The sequence below is a fragment of the Caulobacter sp. FV2ps19 genome (assembly GCF_058681035.1).
On the sequence record NZ_CM178729.1, the window covers coordinates 1,272,172 to 1,297,224 of the forward strand.

Consider the following 25,053-nt stretch of genomic DNA (forward strand, 5'->3'; position numbering starts at 1 on the left):
GCGTATGAATTTCAAGAATGCGGCCATTTGGCTGGTGATCATTGCGGTGCTGGGCGGCGTCTTCGTCGTCAACCAAAGCACGCATACACAGAGCGGCGGCGAGATCAGCTATTCGGAGCTGCTCGGCAAGGTCGACGCCGGCCAGATCAAGTCCGCCGAGATCGCGGGCGCGATCGTCTCGGCCAAGGACAACACCGGCAAGGTGCTGACCGTCAATGCGCCGAACAACTCGGACGAACTGGTCAACCGCCTGGTCGCCAAGGGCGCGGACGTCAAGTTCAAGGGCGGCGGCATCAGCCTGCTGGCCATCCTGCTGAACCTCGCGCCCATCCTGCTGGTGATCGGCGTGTGGGTGTTCTTCATGCGGCAGATGCAGGGCGGGGCCAAGGGCGCCATGGGCTTTGGCAAGTCCAAGGCCCGGCTGCTGACCGAGAACAAGAACCGCGTCGTGTTCGACGACGTGGCCGGCGTCGACGAGGCCAAGGAAGAACTGCAGGAGATCGTCGATTTCCTCAAGGATCCGGCCAAGTTCCAGCGCCTTGGCGGCAAGATCCCCAAGGGCGCCCTGCTGATCGGCCCTCCCGGCACCGGCAAGACCCTGATCGCCCGCGCCGTCGCGGGTGAGGCGGGCGTGCCGTTCTTCACCATTTCGGGCTCTGACTTCGTCGAGATGTTCGTCGGCGTCGGCGCCAGCCGCGTGCGCGACATGTTCGAGCAGGCCAAGAAGAACGCCCCCTGCATCATCTTCATCGACGAAATCGACGCCGTCGGCCGCCATCGCGGCGCCGGCCTGGGCGGCGGCAATGACGAGCGCGAACAGACCCTCAACCAGCTGCTGGTCGAGATGGACGGTTTCGAGGCCAATGAAGGCATCATCCTGATCGCCGCCACCAACCGCCCCGACGTCCTGGATCCGGCCCTGCTGCGTCCGGGCCGCTTCGACCGTCAGGTCGTGGTGCCCAACCCCGATGTCTCGGGTCGCGAGAAGATCCTGCGCGTCCACATGAAGAACATCCCGATGGCCGCCGATGTCGACGTGCGCACCCTGGCGCGCGGCACGCCGGGCTTCTCGGGCGCCGACCTGGCCAATCTGGTCAATGAGGCGGCTCTGACGGCGGCCCGCAAGGAGCGTCGCATGGTCACCATGCACGACTTTGAATACGCCAAGGACAAGGTGATGATGGGCGCCGAGCGTCGCTCGATGGCCATGAGCGAGGACGAGAAGAAGCTCACGGCCTATCACGAGGGCGGCCACGCCCTGGTGGCCCTCAGCGTGCCGATCGCCGATCCGGTTCACAAGGCCACCATCGTGCCGCGCGGCCGGGCCCTGGGCATGGTCATGCAGCTTCCCGAGGGCGACCGCTACTCGATGAGCTTCGACATGATGACCTCGCGCCTGGCGATCATGATGGCCGGCCGGGTGGCCGAGGAACTGATCTTCGGCAAGGAGAAGATCACCTCGGGCGCCTCCAGCGACATCAGCGCCGCCACCAGCCTGGCCCGCAACATGGTCACCCGCTGGGGCTTCTCCGACAAGCTGGGCACCGTGGCCTATGGCGACAACCAGGACGAGGTGTTCCTGGGCCATTCGGTGGCCCGCACCCAGAACGTCTCGCCCGAGACCATGATCACGATCGACGCCGAGGTCCGCCGCCTGGTCAAGACCGGCGAGGACGAGGCGCGCCAGATCCTCACCGAGCAGCTCGACAACCTGCATGCCGTGGCCAAGGCGTTGCTGGAGTTTGAAACCCTCAGCGGCGACGAGATCATCGGCGTCATGAAGGGCGTCCAGCCCACGCGTGTGGAAGACGACGTCAAGAAGCCGCTGGGTCCGGCGGCCTCGGTGCCGATCTCGCCCGCGGGCGTGACGGCCTAGGCTTTCAGGTCCTGGATATCGGAAAAGCCGGTCCCTCGCGGGGCCGGCTTTTTCTTTGGCGACGTGACGGAGGGGGCGTCCGGCCCTAGAAGCAAACCCATGACCGCCAACCCAGCCTCCCGCCCCCGCGTGATGGGCGTCGTCAACGTCACGCCCGACAGCTTTTCCGACGGCGGACGGTTCCTGCACCACCCGGCCGCTCTGGCCCATGCCGAGCAGCTGATCGCCGACGGCGCCGACATCCTCGACATCGGCGGGGAGTCGACCCGGCCCGGCGCGACGCCGGTCCCGGAAGCCGACGAGCTGGCCCGCGTCATCCCGCTGATCGCGGCGATCCGGGCGAAGAGCGACGTGGCGATCTCGATCGACACCCTCAAGCCGTCCGTGGCCCGCGCCGCGGTGGCGGCCGGCGCGACGCTCTGGAACGATGTGGCGGCCCTGCGGTTCGCGCCCGACGCGCCGCAGGTCGCGGCCGAACTGGGCTGCGAGGTCGTGCTGATGCACATGCGGGGCGAGCCCGGGACCATGCAGGACGCGCCGCGCTATGACGACGTGGTCGCTGAGGTCGAGGCCTTCCTGCAGGCCCGCGCGCAGGTCGCCCTGGCCGCCGGGGTGGCGCATGACAAGATCTGGCTGGATCCCGGCATCGGCTTTGGCAAGACGCCCGACCACAACCTGGCCCTGATCGCCGCCCTGCCGCGCCTGGTCGCCCTGGGCTATCGGGTCCTGCTGGGCGCCAGTCGCAAGCGCTTCATCGCCACGCTCGATCCGCTGGGCGCCGAGGCGGACCAGCGGCTGGGCGGCTCCATCGCCGCCCACCTGGCGGGCGCGGCGGCCGGGGTCGCGGCGGTGCGGGTCCACGACGTGCGTGAGACGGTCCAGGCCCTGGCGGTTTGGGATGCGGTGCGAGCCGCGGCTCTGAAAGCGGACTAGCCCGAAGGTCTCTTTTCACACAGCCTCCACCCGAGGCCGACCTCCCGCGTCAAAGCGGGAAAATGACTTCAACGAGCAGGCCGGTCGGCTCCCAGGCGCGACGAATAACGCCCTTAAGTTGCCGTACGACGTTGTCCTTTAGAATGGATCCGAAACCTTCTCGCGTGGGGACGACGACCTCTGGACCTCCGCTCTCCCGCCACAGGAGCGTCACCTGCTTGTTGGTAAGCGTCCAGGTGACCGCCACGCGACCTCCAACTTGGCTGCACGCGCCATATTTGTTGGCGTTGGTGGCCAATTCGTGAAGCAAGAGGCTGATGGGTTGGACCTGCTCTGGCGCCAGGTTGATCTCCGGGCCAGCAATGTCGACATGATCTCTAGAGCACAGAGCGTCCAGTTCGTCCCTCACCACATCTTCCAGGCGCCCGCCTTCCCATTGGCGCGTCGCCAGCGAGGTTTGCGCACGCGCCAGCGCGTCAATCCTGCCGGCCAGGACAGCTTTGTAGGCGGCTAGTCCGTCGGCGCGGGTCAGACGTGTCAGGGATTGCACAATGGACAGTACGTTCCGCGCCCGATGATCAACCTCGCGCATGAGAAGCCGCCGCGCTTCCTCGTTACGCTTCTCAAGGCTGATGTCGCGGACCTCGATGATCGTCCCGATCACCTTGGCCTGGTCATCCCTTATGGGGCTTGCGGTGAAGGCGACCGGGTAGAAGGAGCCATCCTTGTGCACAAAAACTTCTTCGCCTTGTGTGCCGGCGTTCTCCGGGAAAGCCCGGTCGATCGCGCATTCCGCAAGGGGAAATGGCGAGCCGTCAGGGCGAGAATGATGAATGACGTCGTGGAGAATACGCCCCGCCGCTTCATGAAAGGCAAAGCCCGTTAACGTCTCAGCGGCCTTGTTCATGAACACACAATGCTGCTGGTCGTTCATCAGAAATACCGACATCGACGTATTGTCGAGTATGGCGTCAAGGCGTCGAACGGTATCTCTTAGCTCTGCCTCAATAAGCGCGTGTGACGTTATGTCTTTTATGGCCGCATAGAAAACAACGTCTTCTTCGTCGTCGAACATTTGCAGCTTTACGGAAACGTAATATTCCGTTCCGTCTTTCCGTCGATGTTTGGTTTCGAAGTCAATCCTTTCAACCTCTTTATTCTGTAGCGTCCCAATGAGTGTAATAAAATCACTTCTATTTATGCTCGGCTTAAGGTCTCAAGGTGTAAGTAAGCGGAGCTCTTCAAGGGTGTACCCAAGATTTTCACGAGCTCCTTTGTTCACAAGCCGAAAAAGAAAATCGTCTGCGGAGAATACATAGACTTCACTCGCAGCTTCTTCAACAATGCGGCCGAGGCGATCGCTTGTGACGCCGAAGGCGGTGGGCATGGTCGGTTATTCCGCTTCAACGCGTATTGCTCAACACTATCCGTAGTTAAGCGCAGGCGCGGTGGCAATGCTCTCAAACGCCGATTGCTTATGGCTAAGCTTGACGCGAACTCATCTGGGCGGGCGCTTTGTAAGCGGCGGGCTTCGATCATCTTTTCGATCTCTGCCGGCACGCGGGAGCGCGATGCCTCTGCGGGCGCACGACCTAAAGACTGAAATCTCCCTTCAGGCAAGCCAGCGAAATGTGCGCTGGATAAAGGCGCGTCCATCGGCCTGGACGGGATCAGCGTGCGCCATCACCACGCGCTCGACCGGCCATCCCAAGATGAGTTCAAGCCCTCTCCTGGCGGCGGCGCGGTCCACGAAGGCTGCACGGAATTTCCTCGGAACTTGTGGCTCGGGCGCGCTCATCAGGTCGAGCTTGGCGACCCAGGCGCGCCAACCGGTGAACCAGGTCGGCGCGAAGTGCTGAATGAGGTCGGCGACGAGGAGCGTGGCGCTGGGTCGATGGAAGAACACCACCTCGGTGGTGATCAGATTACCTCGCATCGGCGCCTGATCGATGTCGGCGGCCCAGTCCGGGGGCGGCTCCTCGCCGAGCTCGGCGGCGATATCGAGGTCTGGGCGGCGTTGGCGGAGCCCCGGGGCGGCGTGGATGCGAGCGGCGGGATAGGCCGCCCGCCATTCGCCGAGGAACCGGTCGTGCAGGCTGTTGGGCGCGATCAGCCAGCGCACGGGACCCAGGGCGTCGACCTCCCGCCGCAGCGCATCGGACAGCGCGACGGGCGACCAGATGAACAGTGACCCTTCCGTCAGCCGGATCACCACCATGCGGGTGGGATAGTGGAAGCCGCCGCCAGCCGTGACGACCCGGCCGTCGGCGGTCCAGAGGTTGGGTCCGAATGCCTGCAAAGCCGTCAAGTGGCGACCTTTCGATTGCTGCGGCTCGTGCTCTTGAGCAAGTTGATCTATACGCACGTATAAAATTACACATGAGTATAAATATGCCAAGCCTTAGGCGGACCGACCGGTCGCGTGGCCTTATCCTCGACGCCGCCGATGGGGCCTTCCGTGAACGGGGCTTTGCGACAGTGTCGGTAGAGGAGATCGCCTCCCGCGCGGGGCTGACCCGCAAGACGGTCTACAACCTGTTCGGTTCAAAGGAGGAGATTGCGCACCAGCTGATCGCGCGGGTCGAGGCGCATGATCAGGGCTATCGCGCCCGCATGGCCGCAGGCGAGGATGCGCTGGGCTTGTTGGAGACGATCCTGTTGGACAGCGCCGGCTGGTGCCTGGCCAACCCCTCAATCGCCCGCCTGGCGCTGGCGCCGGCAGAGCGACCGCGCCTGGAGCCGCCCGTTGATCGGCCGTCTTTCCAGGGGTTGGTTCGGGATGTGCTGCTACTCGGTCAGCGGCAGGCGGCGATCCGCGAGGATGAAGACGCCAACTTCATGAGCCTGGTGCTGCTGGGCGTCTACGGTCAGGCGATGCTGACTGCGTTGGCCGACGGCCCGTTCGAAGCGAGCGACGTAGTGCGCCTGATCCGGGTCGTTGTGGAGGGCATCGGGGCGCGCCAAACCGTATGAGAATGCAGGTTTTTCGACGCCCGCTCACCGCGCCGGCGATCGGCTTTGTCGGTAACGGTCTATCCCCTCATTTTAGGGCGGGAATGACGGAAGGTATGGGGATTGGGCGCAGTTTATCCCCGTCGGTTCCGGAACAAACCTCAACCCTTTCAACACTCTGAAAATAAAACGAGCGCGCCAATGCTCCGCGTTGAAACCGCCCGCATAATCAATCTCACCTGACAGCACGGGAAGGGCGTCCGGCCGGCGACCAGAGACGGCTGTCAGGGGTGATCGAGCGGGGTCTGCGGGAGTCGCGAGAGCGGGGCCGGCGGACTTAATCAGAGGGCGGGGGACGTAAATCCGCCTATCGGGGGAAGGCCAAAGCCCCCGCCCGTCCGAAGGTAAGTTCCGGGTCCTCCGGAATCGGCGTGGCTTGCAGCTTCAGGGCTGGGTCCGTCGCGAGGCAGGACAAACCCGGATGGGGGTGAAGGGTTGAACGAGACCCGCGCGCCCCGGCCAGAGGGATAACGATCACGCGGAGCGTTCGTCTTCGTCGAAACGGTACTTAAAAACACTCACATCCGGGCGAGGCCCGGACGCTCCGCGACCCTTCCCACCCACTCGGCGGTTTCCGCGTGAGGCGGCGGAGCCGTGCGGGCCGCCCTTACAGCCCCCTGGCCACGCCCTCGCGGCGCGGATCGGCGCCGCCTTCCAGAACCCCGCCGCCCCCTGCGCCATCAGGACGTACGATCACGCCGTGCAGGCCCGAGCCCTCATACTGGCCGGTGTGGATCATCACCCCGCGCGCATTCAGCGCCGCCACCATTTCGGGGCCGAACATCTCGGCGTCGCCGGAGAAGTTGTCGCCGCGGGCCACCATGTTGGGCAGGTTGATGGCCTCCTGCATCGACAGGTTCCAGTAGAACAGCCCGACCATGGCCTTGAGATTATAGGACAGGATGGCGTTGCCGCCCGGCGAGCCCACGGCGGCCAGGAACTGGCCCTTGTTGTCCAGCACGATCAGCGGCGCCATCGACGAGCGCGGCCGCTTGCCGGCGGCCACGGCGTTGGCGGCCGGGGCGCCGTCCTTCTCGGTCGGCGAGAACGAGAAGTCGGTCAGCTGGTTGTTGAGGAAGAAGCCGCCGACCATCCGGCCGGACCCGAAGACGCTTTCCACCGTGGTGGTCATCGACACCACATTGCCGGCCGGATCCTTGATCACGAAATGGGTGGTGCCGCTCGGCTCCTGGGTGGCGTCGACGCCGACCTTGGGCGCGCCCTTGGGAGAACCGAAGGCCGGGGCCGGACCGGCGGTGTCGTGGATCAGTTTGGCGCGCTGGGCCACATAGGCCGGGTCCAGCAGACCCTCGACCGGCACCGTGACGAACGACGGATCGCCGACATAACGGTCGCGGTCGGCGTACATCACCCGCTCGGCCTCGGCCAGCAGGGTCCAGGCGGCCGGGTCCTTGGGGCCCCGCGCGCCGATATCGGTGTGCTCCAGCATCATCAGCGCCTGGATCACCGCCAGGCCGCTCGACGAGGGGTTGGGGACGCAGACCGTATAGACCTTCCACGGCCGGCACAGGGCGTCGGCCGAGCGCGGGCGATAGGTCTTCAGGTCGCTCAGGGTCATGGTGCTGGGCAGGGCGCCCTCGTGCAGCCGATCCACGATGGCCTCGGCGATCGGGCCTTCGTAGAGGGCGCTGGGGCCTTCGGCGGCCAGGCGCTTGAGGGTGGCGGCATAGGCCGGGTTCTTCAGGGTGTCGCCGGCGCGGTAGAGCTGGCCGTCGGGCTTGGTGAAATAGGCCTTCACGTCCGGCGCGACGTTCTGTGGCACGCGTGGGCTGGCGATCATGCCGGCCAGGCGCGGGCTGACGGTGAAGCCGTTTTCGGCCAGGGCCTGGGCGTCGCTGAACAGGGTGCTCCACGGGGCGACGCCATGTTCCTTCTGGGCCTGGGCCAGCATGGCCACCGCGCCGGGCACGCCGGTCGAACGGCCCGAGAGCAGGGCGGTGACGAAGGGCAGGGGCTTGCCGTCCTCGCCCAGGAACAGCGCCGGACTGGCGCCGCCAGGGGCCTTTTCGCGGCCGTCATAGGCCGTCACCTTGCCAGTCTTGGCGTCGTAATAGGTCATGAAGGCGCCGCCCCCCAGGCCCGAGCTCTGCGGCTCGACCAGGCTCAGCACCGCCTGGATCGCCACCGCCGCATCGACCGCTCCGCCGCCCTCGCGCAGCACCCGCAGGCCGGCCTCGACCGCCAGCGGATTGGCCGCCGCCACGAAGCCGCGCGGCGTGGTTGCGGCCGGAGCCGAGACCACGGGCCGGGGCGGCGCCAGCGTCGACAGGCCTGGCCCCTGGGCGCAGGCGGTGAGGGACAGGGCGATCAGGGGCAGGAAGGCGAAACGACGCATGGGTTGACGATTCCAATGGCCAGAGCGGCGCGGCTCTGCCGTCACCGAAGAAGCCTTCATGGACAACAAACCCGCCGCCCTGTCACCCGCTGACACGCCGCCGAGGCGCTGAAACCCGTGCGTCGCTTCAATCCGGGCGGTTGGCGCCCACGGCCGCGACGTTCCCTTGCGAAAACTTTTCTCGATATCCGTCGAACCGGGCTTGCGCCCCGTAATCGGACGGGCTATCTCCCCCGCCTCGCCGAAAGGCAATGCGCGCCCGTAGCTCAGCTGGATAGAGCATCAGACTACGAATCTGAGGGTCGGACGTTCGAATCGTTCCGGGCGCGCCATTTTTTCAAGGCCTTAGCCGAATACGGCTCGACGAGATTCCGATTTAGGACGGTGTCCAGGACCGTGGTTGCGATTTTTTGCACGCCGCGCTCCGAGCCCTAGCTAGCCCGCGCCGCTCGGCCGGGGTGGAGCGATAGCGGGGCGGAGCCATAGCGCCGCCGAGGCGTTTAGAGGCCATCAGTAATGTTGGCGCGCGTCATGACCCGTTTCTCCCTTCGTCGAGATTTCATCACCAAGCCGATCTTCCAATGGGCGAAAGGGGTCATGCCGACCTTGTCCCAGACCGAGCGTGACGCGCTCGACGCCGGCGACGTGTGGTGGGACGCGGCCCTGTTCACCGGCGATCCCGATTGGAATGAGCTCCTGTCGTTTCCAATGCCCCGGCTGAGCCTGGAGGAGCAGGCCTTCATTGATGGCCCCGTCAACGACCTCTGCGCCATGATTGACGACTGGACGATGACCTGGGAGACCCGCGACCTGTCGCCGGAGACCTGGGCGTTCCTGAAGGACAAGAAGTTCTTCGGAATCATCATTCCCAAGGCGCATGGCGGGCTGGGCTTTTCAGCCTTTGGCCATGCCGAGATCGTTCGCAAGATCGCCACCCGCTCGGTCTCGGCGGCTGTGACGGTCATGGTGCCCAACTCGCTCGGCCCGGGCGAGTTGATCATGCGGTTCGGCGCCCAGGATCAGCAGGCCTACTGGCTGCCGCGTTTGGCCGATGGTCGCGAAATTCCGGCCTTTGGCCTCACCAGCCCCGAGGCCGGCTCCGACGCCTCGGCCATGATCGACGAGGGCGTTGTCTGTCGCGGGACCTGGGAGGGCCAGGAGGTCCTCGGCATCCGCCTTAACTGGCACAAGCGCTATATTACCCTGGGCCCGGTCTGCACCGTGCTGGGCCTGGCCTTCAAGCTGCGCGATCCCGACCACCTGCTGGGTGAGCAGGAGGATATCGGCATCACCTGCGCCCTGGTGCCGACCCAGACCGCGGGCGTCAGCATCGGCCGTCGACATTTGCCGGCCTTCCAGACCTTCCAGAACGGCCCCAACTGGGGCGAGGACGTCTTTATCCCGATGGACCTGGTGATCGGCGGCGCCGATCGCGTGGGGCAGGGGTGGAAGATGCTGATGACGGCTCTGGCGGCCGGACGCGGTATTTCCCTGCCGGCTCTTTCCGGCGCGGCGGCGGCGTTCAGCGCCCTGACCACGGGTAGCTATGCCCGGGTCCGTAGCCAGTTCAATGTGCCGATCGGCAAGTTCGAGGGCGTGCAGGAGCGGCTGGCGCGCATCGCCGGCAACGCCTATCTCGTCGATGGCGCACGTCGCCTGACCTGCGCAGGCCTGGACCTGGGTCATCATCCGTCGGTGATCTCGGCCATGCTGAAGTCCGGCGCGACCGAGCGCATGCGGGTCGTCGTCAACGACGCCATGGACGTGCACGGCGGCAAGGCGATCATCGAGGGGCCGCGCAACTATATGGGCGCGCAGTACCGGGCCATCCCGGTCGGCATCACGGTCGAGGGCGCCAATATCCTGACCCGCAGCCTGATGGTGTTCGGCCAGGGCGCGATCCGGGCGCATCCCTATATGCTTCGGGAAATCCTGGCGATCGGAGAGGCCGATCCTGAGCAGGGCCTGGCCAAATTCGACGAAGTGTTCTGGAAGCACGCCGCCCACGCCCTTCGCAACGGCATCCGCACCTTCGCGCGCAGCTGGTCGAATGGCGCGCTGTCGCCGGCGCCCGACGCCGGCCGCGCCACCCGGTTCTACCGCCAGATGGGGCGCTACAGCGCCAGCTTCGCCCTCGCCTCCGACATCGCCCTGCTGACCCTGGGCGGCGAACTGAAGCGCAAGGAGATGTTGTCGGCGCGACTGGGCGACATCCTTTCGGAGCTCTATTTCCTGTCTGGCGCCCTGAAGCGCTGGGAGGACGAGGGGCGTCAGGACGCCGACTTCCCGTTGCTGCAATGGTGCATGGACAGCGGCTTCGCCAAGATCGAGCAGAGCTTGGACGAGGTGTTCGCCAATCTGCCCAACCGGATGGCCGCCTGGCTGCTGCGAGCGGCTGTCCTGCCGTTCGGGGCGCGGCGCCGAGGGCCTTCGGACGAGGTCAGCCGCGCTTGCGCCGAACTGTTGCTCCATCCCTCCGAGACCCGCGATCGCCTGGTTGAGAACGTCTATGTTGGCGGCAAGGATGAGGCGGTGGGCCAGTTGATCGACGCCTTCGACCGCGTGGTCGCCACCCAGCCTATTCATGACCGGCTGAAGGCGCAGAAGATCCGTGACTGGAAGGTCGGCGTGGACCAGGGTTTGGTCACGTCCGACGAGATTGCCGCCCTGGAGGCCGCCGACAAGGCGGTGGCGGAGGTGATCGCCGTCGACGACTTCCCCCATGAGGGGCTCGCGACCGAGGTTCGCGCCACGGCTCGGCCAGCGGTGGTGACAGCCAAGCGGGCGAGGGCGCAGACCAACGGCGACGACCTGGATCCGCCGGCCGTCGATATCGAGGAAAGCCGCACCTTCGGCGAGGCGCACTGATGGAGCTGCCGCAACCCTGGCGGGGCCCGTGGGGGGCTCGTTTCGGCAAGCGCTTCAAGCCGGGTTCGGGATGGTCCAAACTGTCGGCATGACCGACAGCTTCACTGACCCAGACTCGCTCGCAAGGGCCATCATCGATCAGGTCGGTCGAAAGATCGTGCTGGGCTTGCCGCTTGGACTGGGCAAGGCCAACCATGTCGCCAACGCCCTGTTCGCGCGGGCTATGGCGGATCCGTTCATCCATCTGCATATCTTTTCGGCCCTGACCCTGGAGCCGCCCCGGCCCAAGTCGGCGCTGGAAGCGCGGTTCCTGGAGCCAGTGATCGCGCGAACCATGGGAGGCTATCCGGCCCTGGCCTATGCCGAGGTCCAGCGTCGCGACGCTTTGCCAGCCAACATCCAGGTCGACGAGTTCTTTTTTCAGGCCGGCACGCGTCTGGGCGTCGAAAGCGCGCAGCGCAGCTACATTTCGGCCAACTACACCCATGCCGCGCGCTATCTCATGGATCGCGGGGTCAATGTGGTGGCGCAACTGGTGGCGCGGGAGGGTGATCGCTTCAGCCTCTCGTGCAACACCGACATCACCCTGGATCTTCTGGCCGCGCGCCAGACCGGCAGGGCGGACTTCCTGCTGGTCGGCCAGGTCAATGATCAATTGCCGTTCATGCCCGGCGACGGTGATTTGCCGCAGAAGGCCTTCAGCCACATGCTCGACGGCGAGGCCGTGCAGTTCCCGCTGTTCGCCCCGCCCAAGGAGCCGATTACCGACGCCCACTACGCCATCGGCTTTCATGCGGCCGGCCTCGTGCCTGACGGCGGCACCGTGCAGATGGGGATCGGCTCGATCAGTGATGCCGTGGCGCAAGCCCTGATCATCCGCCATCGCCAGCCCGACGCTTTCCGCGACACCCTGGAGCGGTTGTCGCCTGGCGCCGCTCCGCGCCATGTCGAGCCTTTCGAGCACGGCCTCTATGCGGCCACGGAAATGTTTGTCGATTGCCTGGTCGACCTCTGGAAGGCTGGCGTGCTGAAGCGCGAAGTCGAGGGCGCGGTGCTGCAGGGCGGCTTTTTTCTAGGGCCGCGGTCTTTCTACACGGCGTTGCGGGAGATGGCCCCGGAGGACCGCGCCAAGTTCCAGATGAAGGCGATCTCGGCCGTCAACGACCTGTATGGCGACGAAGACGCCAAGCGCGCAGCGCGGGTGGGCGCGCGCTTCATCAATACGGCGATGATGGTCACGCTGCTGGGTGAGGTCATCTCCGATGGGCTGGAGAATGGCCGCGTCGTCAGCGGTGTCGGGGGGCAGTATAATTTCGTCGCCCAGGCCTTCGCCCTCGACGACGCCCGTTCGATCATCACGCTGGACGCGGTGCGCGGTTCAGGCCCCAAGGCCTCGTCGAACGTGCTGTGGTCCTATGGTCATTGCACCATCCCGCGGCACCTGCGCGATATCGTCATCACCGAATATGGCGTCGCCGACCTGCGCGGCCGCACGGACCGTGACGTCATAGCGGCCCTACTGAAGGTCACCGACAGCCGATTTCAGGACAAGCTGCTCGACGTCGCCAAGGCGGCCGGCAAGATCGAGCGCGACTACGCCATCCCCGCCGCTTTTCGCGACAACGCGCCCGAGCGAGTCTCTGCCGCGCTTGCTCCAGCCAAGGCGGCGGGGCTGACGCCCGTCTTGCCGTTCGGTTCTGACTTTGACAGCGAAGAGCTTGGGCTGCTTCCCGTTCTGGGTCGCCTGAAGGCGGCGCAGGCCGATCCGAAGGCCCTGGCCGCTCTGGTCTGGAAGGGGGTGCGCAGCGATGCGTTCGCCGAGGGGCTCCGCCGGCTGGGTCTGGACCGACCAAAATCCCTGCGCGAACATCTGACAGCCCTTGCTGTGCGCGGCTCCGCAACGCCTTAGGTCGGGGGGCGAAGGTTGGGGCGGTGAGCGAACAACTGTGTACGCCTCGGTCGCGCGGCCGAGCAGGGCGCTTGCCCAGCAAACGTCAAGCCGTCTTTGTACGGAGCGATTAACGCCTCGGGCCCCTTATCGAAGCGTCGAGCTTGGAGGTTTGGAATTGTGACATAGTGTCGCTCCCCCGCAGGTTGTCTTATTCACCCTAATTTAATCGGACGGCCTGAAAGTCAAGACGATGACCAGTTTAGCATAACGCTGGTATATTTTGACGCGGGGCCTCGATGTTATTGGAAAGTGGCGATCGTATTCCGATATCTTTCTCCGGCGAGGTGACAATCTCAAATATTGAGAAAGCTCATCAAGAGCTCGGCGAAGCGCTGCGTCAGGACGCACCCGTCCTTTTGGACGTCAGCGGGGTTACAGAAACCGATCTGACCTTTGTCCAGTTGATTGAAGCCGCCCGCCGTCACGCTGCGGCCTCTGGGCGTGATCTTGCGTTGAGCCGCCCGGTCACAGGCGCGGTGCTTGAGGTGCTGCGGCGCGGCGGCTTCCTCGATGACGACGTATGCGACCGCGCCGAGTTCTGGCTGCAAGAGAGCTTCCAATGACCGCCATCCTCACCGTGGACGATTCCGCCAGCATCCGTCAGGCCATCAAGATCGCCCTGAGCGGCGAAGGCTATGCCGTTACCGAGGCCGTGAACGGCCAGGACGGCCTGGATAAGGGCAGCGCGGGCGGTTACGACCTGATCGTCACCGACTTGAACATGCCGGTCATGGACGGCCTGGCGATGATCCGTGAGCTGCGCAAGCGGCCCGCCGGCGCTGGCGTCCCCATCCTGTTCCTGACCACAGAGTCCGACGCCGAGATCAAGGCTCAGGCCAAGGCCGCCGGCGCGACGGGCTGGCTGACAAAGCCGTTCGACCCCGAGCAGCTTGTTCGAGTGGTCAAGAAGGTGCTCGCCAAATGAGCGCCCAGGATCCCGTTGAAATCTTCCGCCAGGAAGCTCAGGAGCTGTTCGAGGACATCGAGCAGGGCTTGCTCGACCTGGCGCACCGTCCCGGTGACCGGGATCTGGTTGATGCGGTCTTCCGCGGGCTCCACACTCTAAAGGGCTCTGGAGCCATGTTCGGCTTCGACGCCCTGGCCGCCTTTACGCATCACTGCGAAACCGCCTTCGACCGCGTGCGCCGGGGCGAGGTCGCCGCCACATCAGCGTTGGTCGGCGCCGTGCTGGCCTGTCAGGACCACATGCGCGCCCTGGCTGAGGGCCGTCCGGCTTCCGAGGCCGCAGGCGACCTGCTGCTGGCCGAACTGCACCGCGTCGTCGAGAGCGCCGGTCAGGCCGCGACCGGTGCGGCGCCGGCAGGCGACGCCCCCGCCGCTCCCGGCCTCAACACCTGGCGCGTGAAGTTCAGCCTGCCCGCCGACGCCCTGGTCAACGGCACCCGTCCTTTGCCGCTCCTGGATGAGCTGCGCGAGCTGGGCGATTGCAAGGTCACGGCCCTGACCGACGCGGTCCCGGACTTTGACGACCTGGTCGCCACCGAATGCCATCTGGCCTGGGACGTCACCCTGGTCACCCCGCACGGACGCGAAGCGATCGAAGATGTGTTCATCTTCGTGATCGACGACATGACCCTGGACATCCAGGCGGTAGGCGTGGCCGAGGTCGAGGCGACGGTTACCGCCGCCGAGGTCGTTGCGACCGCAACCGGCGCCGCCCAGGCTGTCAGCGTCCATGACGAGGCGCCCGCCGCCGAAGGCCGTCACGCCAAGGTCTCCGGCGACACCGTGCGCGTGCCCGCCGAGCGTCTTGATGAAATGATGGATCGGGTCGGCGAGCTGGTCATCGCCCAGTCGCGCCTCAAGCAGTTGGTCGCGTCCAGCAGCGACATCGCCCTGCGCGCTGTCGCCGAGGAAATCGAACGCCTCGCCGCCGAGATGCGCGACACCATGATGGTCGTGCGCATGGTGCCGATCGCCCAGCTGTTTGGCCGTTTCCGCCGCCTGATCCACGATCTGGCTCGCGACACCGGCAAGACCATCGAGCTCTCGACCGAGGGTGAAACCACCGAGTTGGACAAGACGGTGATCGAGCGTCTGGCCGATCCGCTGATCCACCTGATCCGCAATGCGGCCGATCATGGCCTGGAAACGCCTGAGCAACGCCTGGCCGCCGGCAAGTCCGAGGCCGGCCATGTCGTGTTGGCCGCCCGCCAGTCCGGCGCCGAGGTGGTGATCACGATCACCGACGACGGCCGTGGCGTCGATCGGGACCGGGTTCGCGCCAAGGCCGAAGAGAACGGCCTGATCCAGCCGGGCCAGGCGCTCAGCGACAACGAACTTCTGCAACTGATTTTCGCGCCCGGCTTCTCGACCGCAGCGGCGATCACCAACCTGTCGGGCCGCGGCGTCGGCATGGATGTGGTCAAGCGCACCATCGAAGGTCTGCGCGGCTCCATCGAGCTGACCAGCACCCCGGGGGAGGGCTCGGTGGTGTCCCTGCGCATCCCCCTGACCCTGGCGATCATCGACGGCCTGCTGGTGCGGGTCGGCGCAGGCCGCTACGTCATTCCGCTGTCCTCGGTCGAGGAGTGCGTCGAGCTGTCGGTGGAGCAGGATATTCGCTCGACCGGTCGCAGCCTGATCACCCTGCGCGACCAGTTGGTGCCATTCATCCGTCTACGTCAGATGTTCTCCACCACCCACGCGCCTGATCCGCACCAGAAGATCGTGGTGGTTCAGGCGGGGCAGGAGCGCGTCGGCCTGGTCGTCGATCAGATCCTCGGCGACCACCAGACCGTCATCAAGGCGCTATCGGGCTTCCATGCCGAGGTCGGCGCCTTCTCGGGCGCGACGATCCTGGGCGACGGCGGCGTCGCCCTGATCCTGGACATCGGCCACCTTGTGGCCGCCTGCGCCCGCTCGGACGCGCCGATGCGGGCGGCAAGCTGATGGGAGCGTCGGTTATGACCATTGAGCCCCTGGAAGGCCCGATCGAGGCGCTGACCTTCGATCTCCAAGGCGAGACCTTCGCCCTGGAAGCAGGCCTGGTTCGGGAAGTCCTCGACATGCTGCCGGAGACCGACGTCCCCGGCTCCCCGCCATTTGTTGGCGCAGTGATCAATTTTCGCGGCCGCGTGATCCCGCTGGTCGATCTTCGGCTGGCTTTTGACATGGCGGCCGCCGCCCCAACCATCGATAGCCGCATTGTGGTCATCGAGTACGACCTTGACGGCGAGTCCACTCTGATCGGCCTGCGCGCGGACAAGGTGCACGAGGTGACCTCGATCACACGCGACGTCACCGAGCAGGCGCCACGCGTAGGGCTTGGCTGGCGTCCAGACTTCATTCGCCTCCTGGCGCGGCGCGACGGTGATCTGATCATTATCCCTGATCTTGACCAGATATTCGCGGCGCGTGGGCGGTCCACAGCAAACATTACATCAATCGCTTCGCTCTGAAATAGAGCAGAGGTGGGGATTTCAACAATGCGCTCCGGTCTTGAAATTCCAAGAATATCATTCTCTGAACTTCATGCGAAGGCAGTCATCGCTTGATCTTCCTCCATCAGCCCATCTTCGTCGAAAGAGGCTTCTGAAATGCGCGCGACTATTAAGGTGAAGTTGGCAGGCGCCTTTGCCGCCGTTTTGTTGATTTCCGCGCTTCTGGGCGTTGTTGGCGTCATGAAGATGAGCCAGGTCAACGATCAGTCAACTGTGATCGCCCAAAACTGGATGCCGAGCATCGATGCGATCCATCGTATCAATACGGGTACGTCTGATTTGCGGGTTCAGCAATATGTTCACGTCACGTCGACCGACGCCGCGACTATGGCGAATGTTGAAAAAGAAATTAGCGATACTCTAGATCAGATAAAAAGAGATCGCGGAAATTACGAAAAATTGATTTCATCTGATCAAGAGCGTGATCTGTACGGTCAGTTTTCTGGAAAATATGAAAAGTATCTTCGTGAGGGAGATCGAATGCTGGCGCTGTCGCGCAGCAACCAGAACGAGGCCGCTGCTCAGGCGCTGAACGCCAGCAAGGCGCTGTATGATGACATGTCGGCGGACACACTGAAGCTGGTGAAGCTCAACGTCGACGGCGGCGCCGCAGCCAGCGCCACCGGCGACAAGGTATTTGCCGATGCCCGGACGTTGTTCATCGGGCTGGTGATCGTCGCGCTTGTTATTGGCTCGATCGCGGCCTTGTGGATTTCCAGGACGGTCACGATGGGTCTGCGCAAGGTCGGCGTGGCCATCGACGCTGTGGCGATCGGCGACCTGGAACAGGACGTCGCGGTGACCACCAACGACGAGATCAAGGACCTGGTCGACACAGTCAACCGGATGACCGGCAACCTGCGCCAGAGCGCGCGGATCGCTGATCAGATCGCCGATGGCGACCTGACCGTTCAACCCAAGCCCCTGTCTGAAAAGGATACGCTGGGCATCGCCCTTGAGCGCATGGTCGAGCGCCTGCGCGGCGTGGTCGGCGACGCGATCTCGGCCTCCGAGAATGTCTCGGCCGGCAGCCAGGAACTGTCGGCCGCGTCCGAGCAGGTCAGCCAAGGCGCCACCGAGCAGGCGTCGTCGGCCGAAGAGGCCTCGGCCTCGATGGAGGAGATGGCCAGCAACATCAAACAGAACGCCGACAACGCCGCCCAGACCGAGAAGATCGCTCGCCAGTCGGCCAAGGACGCAGAGATCTCGGGCGAAGCGGTCAACCGCGCCGTAGCGGCGATGCAGACCATCGCCGAGAAGATCACCATCGTTCAGGAGATCGCCCGTCAGACCGACCTTCTGGCCTTGAACGCCGCCGTCGAGGCCGCCCGGGCCGGCGAGCACGGCCGCGGCTTCGCGGTCGTCGCCTCCGAAGTGCGCAAACTGGCCGAGCGCTCGCAAACGGCCGCTACCGAGATCGGCGCGGTGTCGTCCGACACCGTCAAGGCGGCTCAGTCGGCCGGCGAGATGCTGACCTCCCTGGTGCCCAACATCCGCAGGACCGCCGAACTGGTCGCCGAGATCAGCGCCGCCTGCCGCGAGCAGGACGTCGGCGCTTCGCAGATCAACGAGGCCATTCAGCAACTGGACAAGGTCACCCAGCAGAACGCCAGCGCCTCCGAGCAGATGTCGGCGACCTCCGAGGAACTGGCCGCCCAATCTGAGGAACTGCAGGCCTCCATCGCCTATTTCCGCTTGTCGAGCCAGCCTGCTCGCAAGCCGTCAGCTCCCGTTGTGCGTCTGGCCCCGGCCCGCGCCGCCAAGCCGGCCGCGGCTCGACCTGCGCCTCGCAAGGTCGCCACTCGCGGCGCTGTGGGGGCCCAGCAGGCCATGGCCCAGGGCTTCGCCCTCGACCTGAGCCAGGGCGGACCTGACCGCGACGATAGTGAGTTCACCGAATACTGACGGCTGAGCGGAACGGCGCCCGCCGTTCCGCTATCTTCTGGAGATGGCCATGCGCCTGACGATCAAACTGAAGCTGACGGCGGCCTTCGCGCTGCTGACCGTGTTGATGGTCGGTACGGCGACCTTTGGCGCCGTGGAACTGACCAAGCTTAGCCAGTTGCAGGACGCCCTGGTCGCTGGGCCGGTGGCGCAGCTTCAGAGGGCGCAGGCGCTCCATGTCGCCTTCGCCGAGGTTATCGGCGCGCAGAGGGGCATGGCCCTCGCCGAGAGCGATGCAGCCCTGAAGGCCGAAAGCGCTCGATCAGACAAGCAGAGCCGCGCCGCCGAGGCGCTGCTCCAGCAAGGTCTGGCCGCCGCCAAGGGCTCTGAGGAGAAGGCTAAATGGGAGGCGCTGCGCGCCGATTGGGACCAGTTCGTCGCCATCGAGGATCAGGTGCAAGTCCTGATCCTCGAGAACAATCGAGAAAGCGCCAAGACCCTGATCCTCGGCGCGCAGGAACAGGTCGCCGACCAGGCGGGCCGCGTCATCGGCGACCTCGTTTCCTACAGCGACCAGCGACTGCAGGCGGCGGATCAGGAAAGCGACAGAATATCGGCGACCTCGCGCAAGATCTTTCTCGGCCTGGTCGTCTTTTCGGTGTTGATCGCCGTTGCGGCGGCGATCTGGATTTCCCGCACGATCAGCCAGGGCCTTTCCAAGATCGATACCCTCGCGCGCGCCGTCGCGCTGGGCGATCTGGACCAGCGCGTGATCTCGACCTCGAATGACGAGATCAGTGATCTTATCGCGACGATCAACACCATGACCGACAATCTGCGGGCGACCGCCGCCGTGGCCGACAGGGTCGCGGAGGGGGATCTGGCCATGGACGTCACGCCCGTGTCGGACAAGGACACCCTGGGCATTTCGCTTCGCCAGATGGTCGAGAACCTGCGCGCAACAGCTCTGTTGGCCGATCAGGTGGCCGAGGGCGATCTGACGGTCGAGGCCAAGCCGATGTCGGACAGGGACGTCCTGGGGCTAGCCCTCAGCAAGATGGTCGAGCGCCTGCGCGGCGTGGTGTCCGATGCGATCTCGGCTTCTCAGAATGTCTCGACAGGCAGCCAGGAGCTGTCGTCCACCTCCGAGCAGGTCAGCCAGGGCGCGACCGAACAGGCCGCCGCAGCCGAAGAGGCCTCGGCCTCGATGGAAGAGATGGCCAGCAACATCAAGCAGAACGCCGACAACGCCGCCCAGACCGAGAAAATCGCTCGCCAGTCGGCCCAGGACGCCGAGGTCTCAGGTGAAGCGGTCAACCGCGCCGTAGCGGCCATGCAGACCATCGCCGAGAAGATCACCATCGTTCAGGAGATCGCCCGCCAGACCGATTTGCTGGCCCTCAACGCCGCTGTCGAAGCGGCCCGGGCCGGCGAGCATGGCCGCGGCTTCGCGGTCGTCGCTTCGGAAGTGCGCAAACTGGCCGAGCGCTCGCAAACGGCCGCTACCGAGATCGGCGCGGTGTCGTCCGACACCGTCAAGGCGGCTCAGTCGGCCGGCGAGATGCTGACCTCCCTCGTCCCCAACATCCGCAGGACCGCCGAACTGGTCGCCGAGATCAGCGCCGCCTGCCGCGAGCAGGACATTGGCGCCGGCCAGATCAACGAAGCTATCCAGCAACTGGACAAGGTCACCCAGCAGAACGCCAGCGCCTCCGAAGAGATGTCGGCGACCTCCGAGGAACTGGCCGCCCAGGCCGAAGAGCTGCAGACTTCGATCGCCTATTTCCGCACCAGCAACAGCGCAGCGCCGGCCCGCCGGCCCGCCGCTCGCGCGGCCGCCAAGCGCCCGTCCGCGCCACCCGCTCGCAAGTCTGCCGCTTCGGCTCCGCGTCAGACGGTCGCCGCCCAGCAGGCCCGCGCTACGGGCTTCGCCCTCGATCTCACCAGTGGCGGTCCTGACGCGGATGACGCCGATTTTCGGGAATATGCTTGATGGCCGTTTCCAACGAAAACCAGTTCGTCACCCTGGGCCTCGGGGATGAAATCTTCGCCGTCAACGTCTCGTACGTGCGCGAGATTCTCGACTACCAGATTCCGTTCGCCATCCCTGACGGCCCCAGCTATCTGCTGGGCCTGACGGACGTGCGCGGGCGCGGCACCCCCACCATCGACCTTCGTATGAAGTTGGGTCTGCCACACGCGGAGCCCACCGCGACGACGCGGATCCTGGTGCTCGATGTGCCCCTGGCCGACCGCGTGCTGTCCCTGGGGCTGGTCGCCGATCGTGTGATCGAGGTGGTCTCCTTCGCCGCCGACCAGATCGAGACCGCGCCGGACATCGGGGTCCCGTGGCGCTCGGACTACATCCAGGGTGTCGTGCGTCGCGACTCTCCGTCTGGAAAAGGCGGCTTTGTCGTGATCTTCGCCCTGGAACGGCTGCTGACCAGCCAGGACGCCGCGACACTCAGCCAGGCAGCCTAGAAATAAAGGTGGCTCAGAAGGGGCCGCCCGATGTCCTCGCGGTGTGATCGCCGCAACCGGAGAATCCCGTGTCGACACAAGCCGCCTTGCAGGCGCCCCATGCCGAACAGCAGTTGAGCGCGAAGAACTTCCAGCGTCTCGCTCAGTTCATCCAGGATTACAGCGGCATCAAGATGCCGGCCAACAAGCGTACCATGCTGGAAGGGCGTCTGCGCCGCCGCATGCGCGCCACCCGGATCGACGACCTCAACGCCTACTGCCGCTACCTGTTTGACGAAGATGGCATGGACTCCGAGGTCATCCACCTGATCGACGCGGTGACCACCAACAAAACCGAGTTCTTCCGCGAACCGGCCCACTTCGATTTTCTGGTCAACAAGGGGCTGCCGGCCCTGGCCGCCAAGGGCAAGCGCGAGATCAAGATCTGGAGTTCGGCCTGCTCGACGGGTGCCGAGCCCTATACGATCGCCATGGTCATGGACGAGTTCTGCGAGACGCAACGCGGGATCGACTATTCGATCCTGTGCACCGACATCTGCACCGAGGTGCTGGACCAGGCGATCGCCGGGCGGTTCTCAGAGCAGATGATCGAGCCCGTCTCGACCGCGCGACGCCAGCGCTACGTCATGAGAGCCAAGGATACCTCGCTCCAAGAGGTGCGGATCAAGCCGCATCTGCGCAGCAAGCTGGCCTTCGCCCGCCTGAACCTGATGGACGAGGCCTATCCCATCGAGAACAATCTCGACATCGTCTTCTGTCGCAACATCCTGATCTATTTCGACAAGCCCACCCAGGCCAAGGTGCTGCGCCGCCTGTGCGATCATCTGGCTCCCGGCGGCTACCTGTTTCTGGGCCATTCAGAATCGATCGTCGGCATCGATCTGCCGGTCGTCCAGATCGCCAACACTGTTTTCCAGAAGCGGTAGAGAACCATGCGCGCTGCCGACAAGATCCGTGTTCTGATCATTGATGACTCGGCGACCGTCAGGCAGACCCTGGCGGCGATCCTGGAATCCGACCCACAGATCGAGGTGATCGGCGTCGCGTCCGATCCGTTTGTCGCCGCCAAGCGCATTTCAGAGGAAATTCCCGACGTCATCACCCTCGACGTCGAGATGCCGCGCATGGATGGCATCACCTTCCTGCGCAAGCTGATGGCCCAGAGGCCGATCCCGGTGGTGATGTGCTCGTCCTTGACCGAGGCGGGGTCGGAGACCCTGCTTCAGGCTCTGGAAGCCGGGGCGGTGGATATCATCCTCAAGCCCAAGGTTGGCGTGGCCGATCACCTGATGGAATCCAGGATCCGCATCTGCGATGCGGTGAAGGCGGCCGCCGGGGCCCGGCTGGCGGGCTCCAAGCGCCAGATCCCGCAACTGCCTCGCGCGGTACACGAGCCCGAGAAGAAGCTGACCGCGGACGCCATGCTACCGCCGCCCACGGCGGGCAAGGCCATGGCGCGGACGACAGAAAGCATCGTGTGTGTCGGCGCCTCGACCGGCGGCACCGAAGCCTTGCGCGTCTTGCTGGAGGCTCTGCCGCCAGATTGTCCTGGCATGGTCATCGTCCAGCACATGCCCGAAAAGTTCACCGCCTCGTTCGCCAAGCGGCTCGACAGCCTCTGCGCGGTCGAAGTGAAGGAAGCCGAAGACGGTGACACCGTGCGTCGCGGTCGGGTGCTGATCGCGCCCGGCAACAAGCACACCCTGCTCGAACGGAGCGGGGCCCGCTACTATGTCTCGGTCAAGGACGGGCCGCTGGTCTCGCGCCACCGGCCGTCGGTCGATGTCCTGTTCCGCTCGGCCACGCGGTCGGCGGGGTCCAATGCCGTCGGCGTGATCATGACCGGCATGGGCGACGACGGCGCGCGTGGCATGGCCGAGATGAAACAGGCCGGCGCTTTCACCCTGGCCCAGGACGAAGCCACCTCGGTGGTGTTTGGCATGCCCAAGGAAGCCATCGCGCTGGGATGTGTTGACCGGGTGGTCCCCCTTCAGACCTTGACGATGGAAGTTCTGCGGGCCGCCAACCGCTATGTCGCCCGTTTCGCTTTTCTAGAGCAAGGCGCGTGAAATCGGACTCACGCGCCTTGCTCTAGGCTTTTGTTTTCGCATCGTTTTTGCGGAAGCCGGCGTCCACTTTTCCGCACGATGCTTTAGAACAGTCCGTCATCAGGATCTTCCACCGGCGTGGCCGCCTGTGGCTCATCGTCGCCCAGGCTTTCGGTCATCGCCCGGTGGACATTGCGTTCCTGGACCATGGTGTACAGCTTGGCGAGCTTGGCCATCGTCGGGCGCAGGGCCACGGCGATGTCGTCGGTGGCGATCTCGTACGCGCCCGACATGTCCTTCAACTCTTCGGCGGCCTGATCAAGGACCGAGCCGATCTGCTTGTGGAAGTCGAAGCGTTCGCCGGCGCGGCGCAACATGTCGACCACGTCGGCGCCCTGGCGGGCGACCGTGACCAGGTCGCTCTCAATGCCATCGCCGGCCTTGCTGATGCGGGTGACCGCGCCGCTTAGCACTGTGGCGGCGGCAGCGGCCTTGCCCTCGCCCTCGCCCTCGTGACCTAGGGTCGCGGCCGCCGAGGACAAGCCGTCGAGCGAGGTCAGCGTATCGGCGGCGGATTTCTCCAGATGAATGGCATGCCGACGAAGTTCTTCGGCGATGACGGCCAAGGGCTTGCCGGCCTCGCCGATGCGGCTGCATTTGAGCGTGGTGTTCAGCGCCATCATCTGCACGTCGGCGCGCATGTTCTGAATGCCGGCGATGCGGTCGGTCAGTTCGCGCGCCGCCTGGGCGGCCGAGCGGCTCACGTCTTCGGCAGCCTGTTCGCCGGCGGTCATGTTGCCCACCAAGCCCAGCGCCTGTCCGACATTGTTTTCCAGGCCGCGCAGGAAACTGTTCTCAGCCCCTTCGCCCTGGCCAAAGGCCAGATCGCGCAGGCGCAGGATTTCGGACGCGTCGGCGGCCATGCCGATGACGTTGAGCCCGATGCGCGAGACGTCACGGTGGAAGTCCTCCGCCGTCGCCGCCAATTGCACGGCCAGCAGGCGATGGGTAAAGGCGTGAGCGCGCTCGCGCGGCTCGGTCGGCAGGGCCGCGATCTCGGCCGAATCCGCCAGGAAGGTGAGGCCCGCTTGGACGTGTTCGATCCGCTGGCGGGTGATGTCGCCGATCTGCAGAGCCGCCAGGCCGCCGCCGACCTTCTTCTGGATATCGCGGGCCAGGGCGGCCACGCTGACGGCGACGCCGGAGATCTTGGCGTGGTGGGCGGCGATGGCCGAGGCGCTGGCGGTCAGGGCGTCCGGCACGGCCGGCAGGACCGCCGCGCAGTTGCGGGCCAGCTCATTTTCTTGGCCCTGGGCCCCGCGCAGGGTGTGGTCCAGACCCATCAGGTCACCGTTGAAGGCTTCCAGTTGGGACCGGCCCATCTCGATGCAGTCATAGATCTCCTGGGCGAAGATCGCGAATTCAGGACCCGCCGCGGCGATGCCCCCGGAGGTGATCTTGATGTTGATGGCGAAGACCCGCAGGTAGGCCAGATGCTGGCGCATCTCCTCGATACAGCCGGCGAGGCCGTCGCTCACCTTGACCAGATCGCCCACCCGACCGCGGCGCAGATTCAGGCTATCGGGCAGGGCCTTGAGGGTTTCAGCGGCCTCGGCCAGCTCGGCGCTGGTGGCGGACACGGTCTCGGCGTTGAGATTGTCGCGCATCCGGTCCAGTGAGGCGATCAGCGCGCCAACGCCCTCGACGGCCTTTGACAGCACATCACCGGCCTCGAGGAACCGTCCTTCGACGGCGAGTCGAGCCGCTTCGAGGCGCGCGCCGATCTCCGACTCTCGGTTGGTCGGGAGCGTCGGGGCCGAAAAGGCCAGGACTGATGTCAAACCCATGAAATCGCCGGATGATTGCTGGTGAGGCAGTATCGGTCGGATGTGCGAAGGTCCGGTAAAGACCGCGCGATTTCCGGGCCGTTCAGGCGTCGGCGTCAACGGCCTCCCGACCATTCCCGGTACACTGTCGCACGACAGGCTTCCGCTCATCAGCTCGACCATATCGCGCAAGATCGCCGACCCAGCAGCGCGATGGCCGGCGGGCCCGGCGAGTGCACGCCTAGCAGGGAATGGGGAACCCCGACCAGAAGTCCGGCACCAAGCGAAAGAAGATAGGGTTTCATGACGACGCTCCGGGTGAAAGCAGGGGGCGGAGCGCCTTGAACGCCCCGC

The 25,053-nt window shown here is 65.2% G+C and carries 19 protein-coding genes, 1 tRNA gene and 2 pseudogenes; 16 read left to right on the top strand and 6 right to left on the bottom strand.

The genetic code is table 11. From position 1 onward, the window contains the following. The first annotated feature begins 4 nt into the window (after positions 1-4). Entirely contained in the window at positions 5-1,876 is a 1,872-nt protein-coding gene (gene ftsH / locus ACW18B_RS06215) for an ATP-dependent zinc metalloprotease FtsH (protein WP_492050453.1), read from the top strand. A gap of 99 nt (positions 1,877-1,975) precedes the next feature. Beyond that, on the top strand, positions 1,976-2,809 hold the full coding sequence (gene folP, locus ACW18B_RS06220) for a dihydropteroate synthase (RefSeq protein ID WP_492050455.1): 834 nt from the start codon (positions 1,976-1,978) through the stop codon (positions 2,807-2,809). A 49-nt stretch (positions 2,810-2,858) separates the two neighbouring features. On the opposite strand, the gene ACW18B_RS06225 is transcribed toward folP, so the two are convergent. The 3 genes from ACW18B_RS06225 to ACW18B_RS06235 form a co-directional block, all read right to left on the bottom strand. Beyond that, positions 2,859-4,010, bottom strand: a complete 1,152-nt coding sequence (locus tag ACW18B_RS06225) for a PAS domain S-box protein (RefSeq protein ID WP_492051630.1) — start codon at positions 4,008-4,010, stop codon at positions 2,859-2,861. A 15-nt stretch (positions 4,011-4,025) separates the two neighbouring features. After that, on the bottom strand, positions 4,026-4,196 hold the full coding sequence (locus ACW18B_RS06230; RefSeq protein WP_492050457.1) for a hypothetical protein: 171 nt from the start codon (positions 4,194-4,196) through the stop codon (positions 4,026-4,028). A 225-nt stretch (positions 4,197-4,421) separates the two neighbouring features. Continuing rightward, positions 4,422-5,117: a DUF4336 domain-containing protein gene (locus ACW18B_RS06235; RefSeq protein ID WP_492050459.1), complete on the bottom strand. Its 696-nt coding sequence runs from the start codon at positions 5,115-5,117 to the stop codon at positions 4,422-4,424. An 83-nt stretch (positions 5,118-5,200) separates the two neighbouring features. On the opposite strand from ACW18B_RS06235, the gene ACW18B_RS06240 reads away from it, so the two are divergent. Continuing rightward, positions 5,201-5,782: a TetR/AcrR family transcriptional regulator gene (locus ACW18B_RS06240; RefSeq protein WP_492050461.1), complete on the top strand. Its 582-nt coding sequence runs from the start codon at positions 5,201-5,203 to the stop codon at positions 5,780-5,782. A 646-nt stretch (positions 5,783-6,428) separates the two neighbouring features. Here the strand turns inward: ACW18B_RS06240 and ggt are convergent. Beyond that, positions 6,429-8,177, bottom strand: a complete 1,749-nt coding sequence (gene ggt / locus ACW18B_RS06245; protein WP_492050462.1) for a gamma-glutamyltransferase — start codon at positions 8,175-8,177, stop codon at positions 6,429-6,431. A 255-nt stretch (positions 8,178-8,432) separates the two neighbouring features. On the opposite strand from ggt, the gene ACW18B_RS06250 reads away from it, so the two are divergent. The 13 genes and pseudogenes from ACW18B_RS06250 to ACW18B_RS06310 all read left to right on the top strand — a co-directional run bounded on the left by ACW18B_RS06250 (position 8,433) and on the right by ACW18B_RS06310 (position 22,894). After that, positions 8,433-8,509: transfer RNA gene (locus tag ACW18B_RS06250), tRNA-Arg, on the top strand. A 199-nt stretch (positions 8,510-8,708) separates the two neighbouring features. Further along, positions 8,709-11,045 (top strand): acyl-CoA dehydrogenase, encoded by a 2,337-nt coding sequence (locus tag ACW18B_RS06255; RefSeq protein ID WP_492050464.1) that lies wholly within the window; start codon positions 8,709-8,711, stop codon positions 11,043-11,045. A gap of 70 nt (positions 11,046-11,115) precedes the next feature. Then, positions 11,116-12,954, top strand: coding sequence for an acetyl-CoA hydrolase/transferase C-terminal domain-containing protein (locus ACW18B_RS06260; RefSeq protein WP_492050466.1), 1,839 nt, complete (start codon positions 11,116-11,118; stop codon positions 12,952-12,954). A 278-nt stretch (positions 12,955-13,232) separates the two neighbouring features. Beyond that, entirely contained in the window at positions 13,233-13,559 is a 327-nt protein-coding gene (locus ACW18B_RS06265) for an STAS domain-containing protein (RefSeq protein WP_492050468.1), read from the top strand. Further along, the gene (locus ACW18B_RS06270; RefSeq protein WP_492050470.1) at positions 13,556-13,921 is read left to right on the top strand and encodes a response regulator; all 366 of its coding nucleotides are present in this window, start codon (positions 13,556-13,558) and stop codon (positions 13,919-13,921) included. Before ACW18B_RS06265 ends, ACW18B_RS06270 begins: the two co-directional genes overlap by 4 nt. Beyond that, positions 13,918-15,909: a chemotaxis protein CheA gene (locus tag ACW18B_RS06275; RefSeq protein ID WP_492050472.1), complete on the top strand. Its 1,992-nt coding sequence runs from the start codon at positions 13,918-13,920 to the stop codon at positions 15,907-15,909. Before ACW18B_RS06270 ends, ACW18B_RS06275 begins: the two co-directional genes overlap by 4 nt. A 14-nt stretch (positions 15,910-15,923) precedes the next feature. Beyond that, positions 15,924-16,418, top strand: coding sequence for a chemotaxis protein CheW (locus ACW18B_RS06280; RefSeq protein ID WP_492050474.1), 495 nt, complete (start codon positions 15,924-15,926; stop codon positions 16,416-16,418). 138 nt (positions 16,419-16,556) lie between these two features. After that, positions 16,557-18,365, top strand: coding sequence for a methyl-accepting chemotaxis protein (locus ACW18B_RS06285; RefSeq protein ID WP_492050475.1), 1,809 nt, complete (start codon positions 16,557-16,559; stop codon positions 18,363-18,365). A 106-nt stretch (positions 18,366-18,471) separates the two neighbouring features. Then, positions 18,472-18,876, top strand: a pseudogene (locus ACW18B_RS06290) (hypothetical protein); the annotation flags it as partial. 63 nt (positions 18,877-18,939) lie between these two features. Continuing rightward, positions 18,940-20,337: pseudogene (locus tag ACW18B_RS06295) on the top strand (methyl-accepting chemotaxis protein); the annotation flags it as partial. Further along, a complete protein-coding gene (locus ACW18B_RS06300; protein WP_492050477.1) occupies positions 20,337-20,825 on the top strand; it encodes a chemotaxis protein CheW in 489 nt (162 codons plus the stop codon). The pseudogene ACW18B_RS06295 and the gene ACW18B_RS06300, both read left to right, overlap by 1 nt. A gap of 68 nt (positions 20,826-20,893) precedes the next feature. Further along, on the top strand, positions 20,894-21,751 hold the full coding sequence (locus tag ACW18B_RS06305) for a CheR family methyltransferase (protein WP_492050479.1): 858 nt from the start codon (positions 20,894-20,896) through the stop codon (positions 21,749-21,751). Between the two features lie 6 nt (positions 21,752-21,757). After that, positions 21,758-22,894: a protein-glutamate methylesterase/protein-glutamine glutaminase gene (locus tag ACW18B_RS06310; protein ID WP_492050480.1), complete on the top strand. Its 1,137-nt coding sequence runs from the start codon at positions 21,758-21,760 to the stop codon at positions 22,892-22,894. Positions 22,895-22,977: 83 nt separating this feature from the next. Here ACW18B_RS06310 and ACW18B_RS06315 read toward each other — a convergent pair whose 3' ends face one another. Both ACW18B_RS06315 and ACW18B_RS06320 read right to left on the bottom strand, forming a co-directional pair. Next, positions 22,978-24,720: a hypothetical protein gene (locus ACW18B_RS06315; RefSeq protein WP_492050482.1), complete on the bottom strand. Its 1,743-nt coding sequence runs from the start codon at positions 24,718-24,720 to the stop codon at positions 22,978-22,980. A 149-nt stretch (positions 24,721-24,869) separates the two neighbouring features. Beyond that, positions 24,870-25,004 (bottom strand): DUF1427 family protein, encoded by a 135-nt coding sequence (locus ACW18B_RS06320; RefSeq protein WP_492050484.1) that lies wholly within the window; start codon positions 25,002-25,004, stop codon positions 24,870-24,872. Positions 25,005-25,053: the final 49 nt, after the last annotated feature.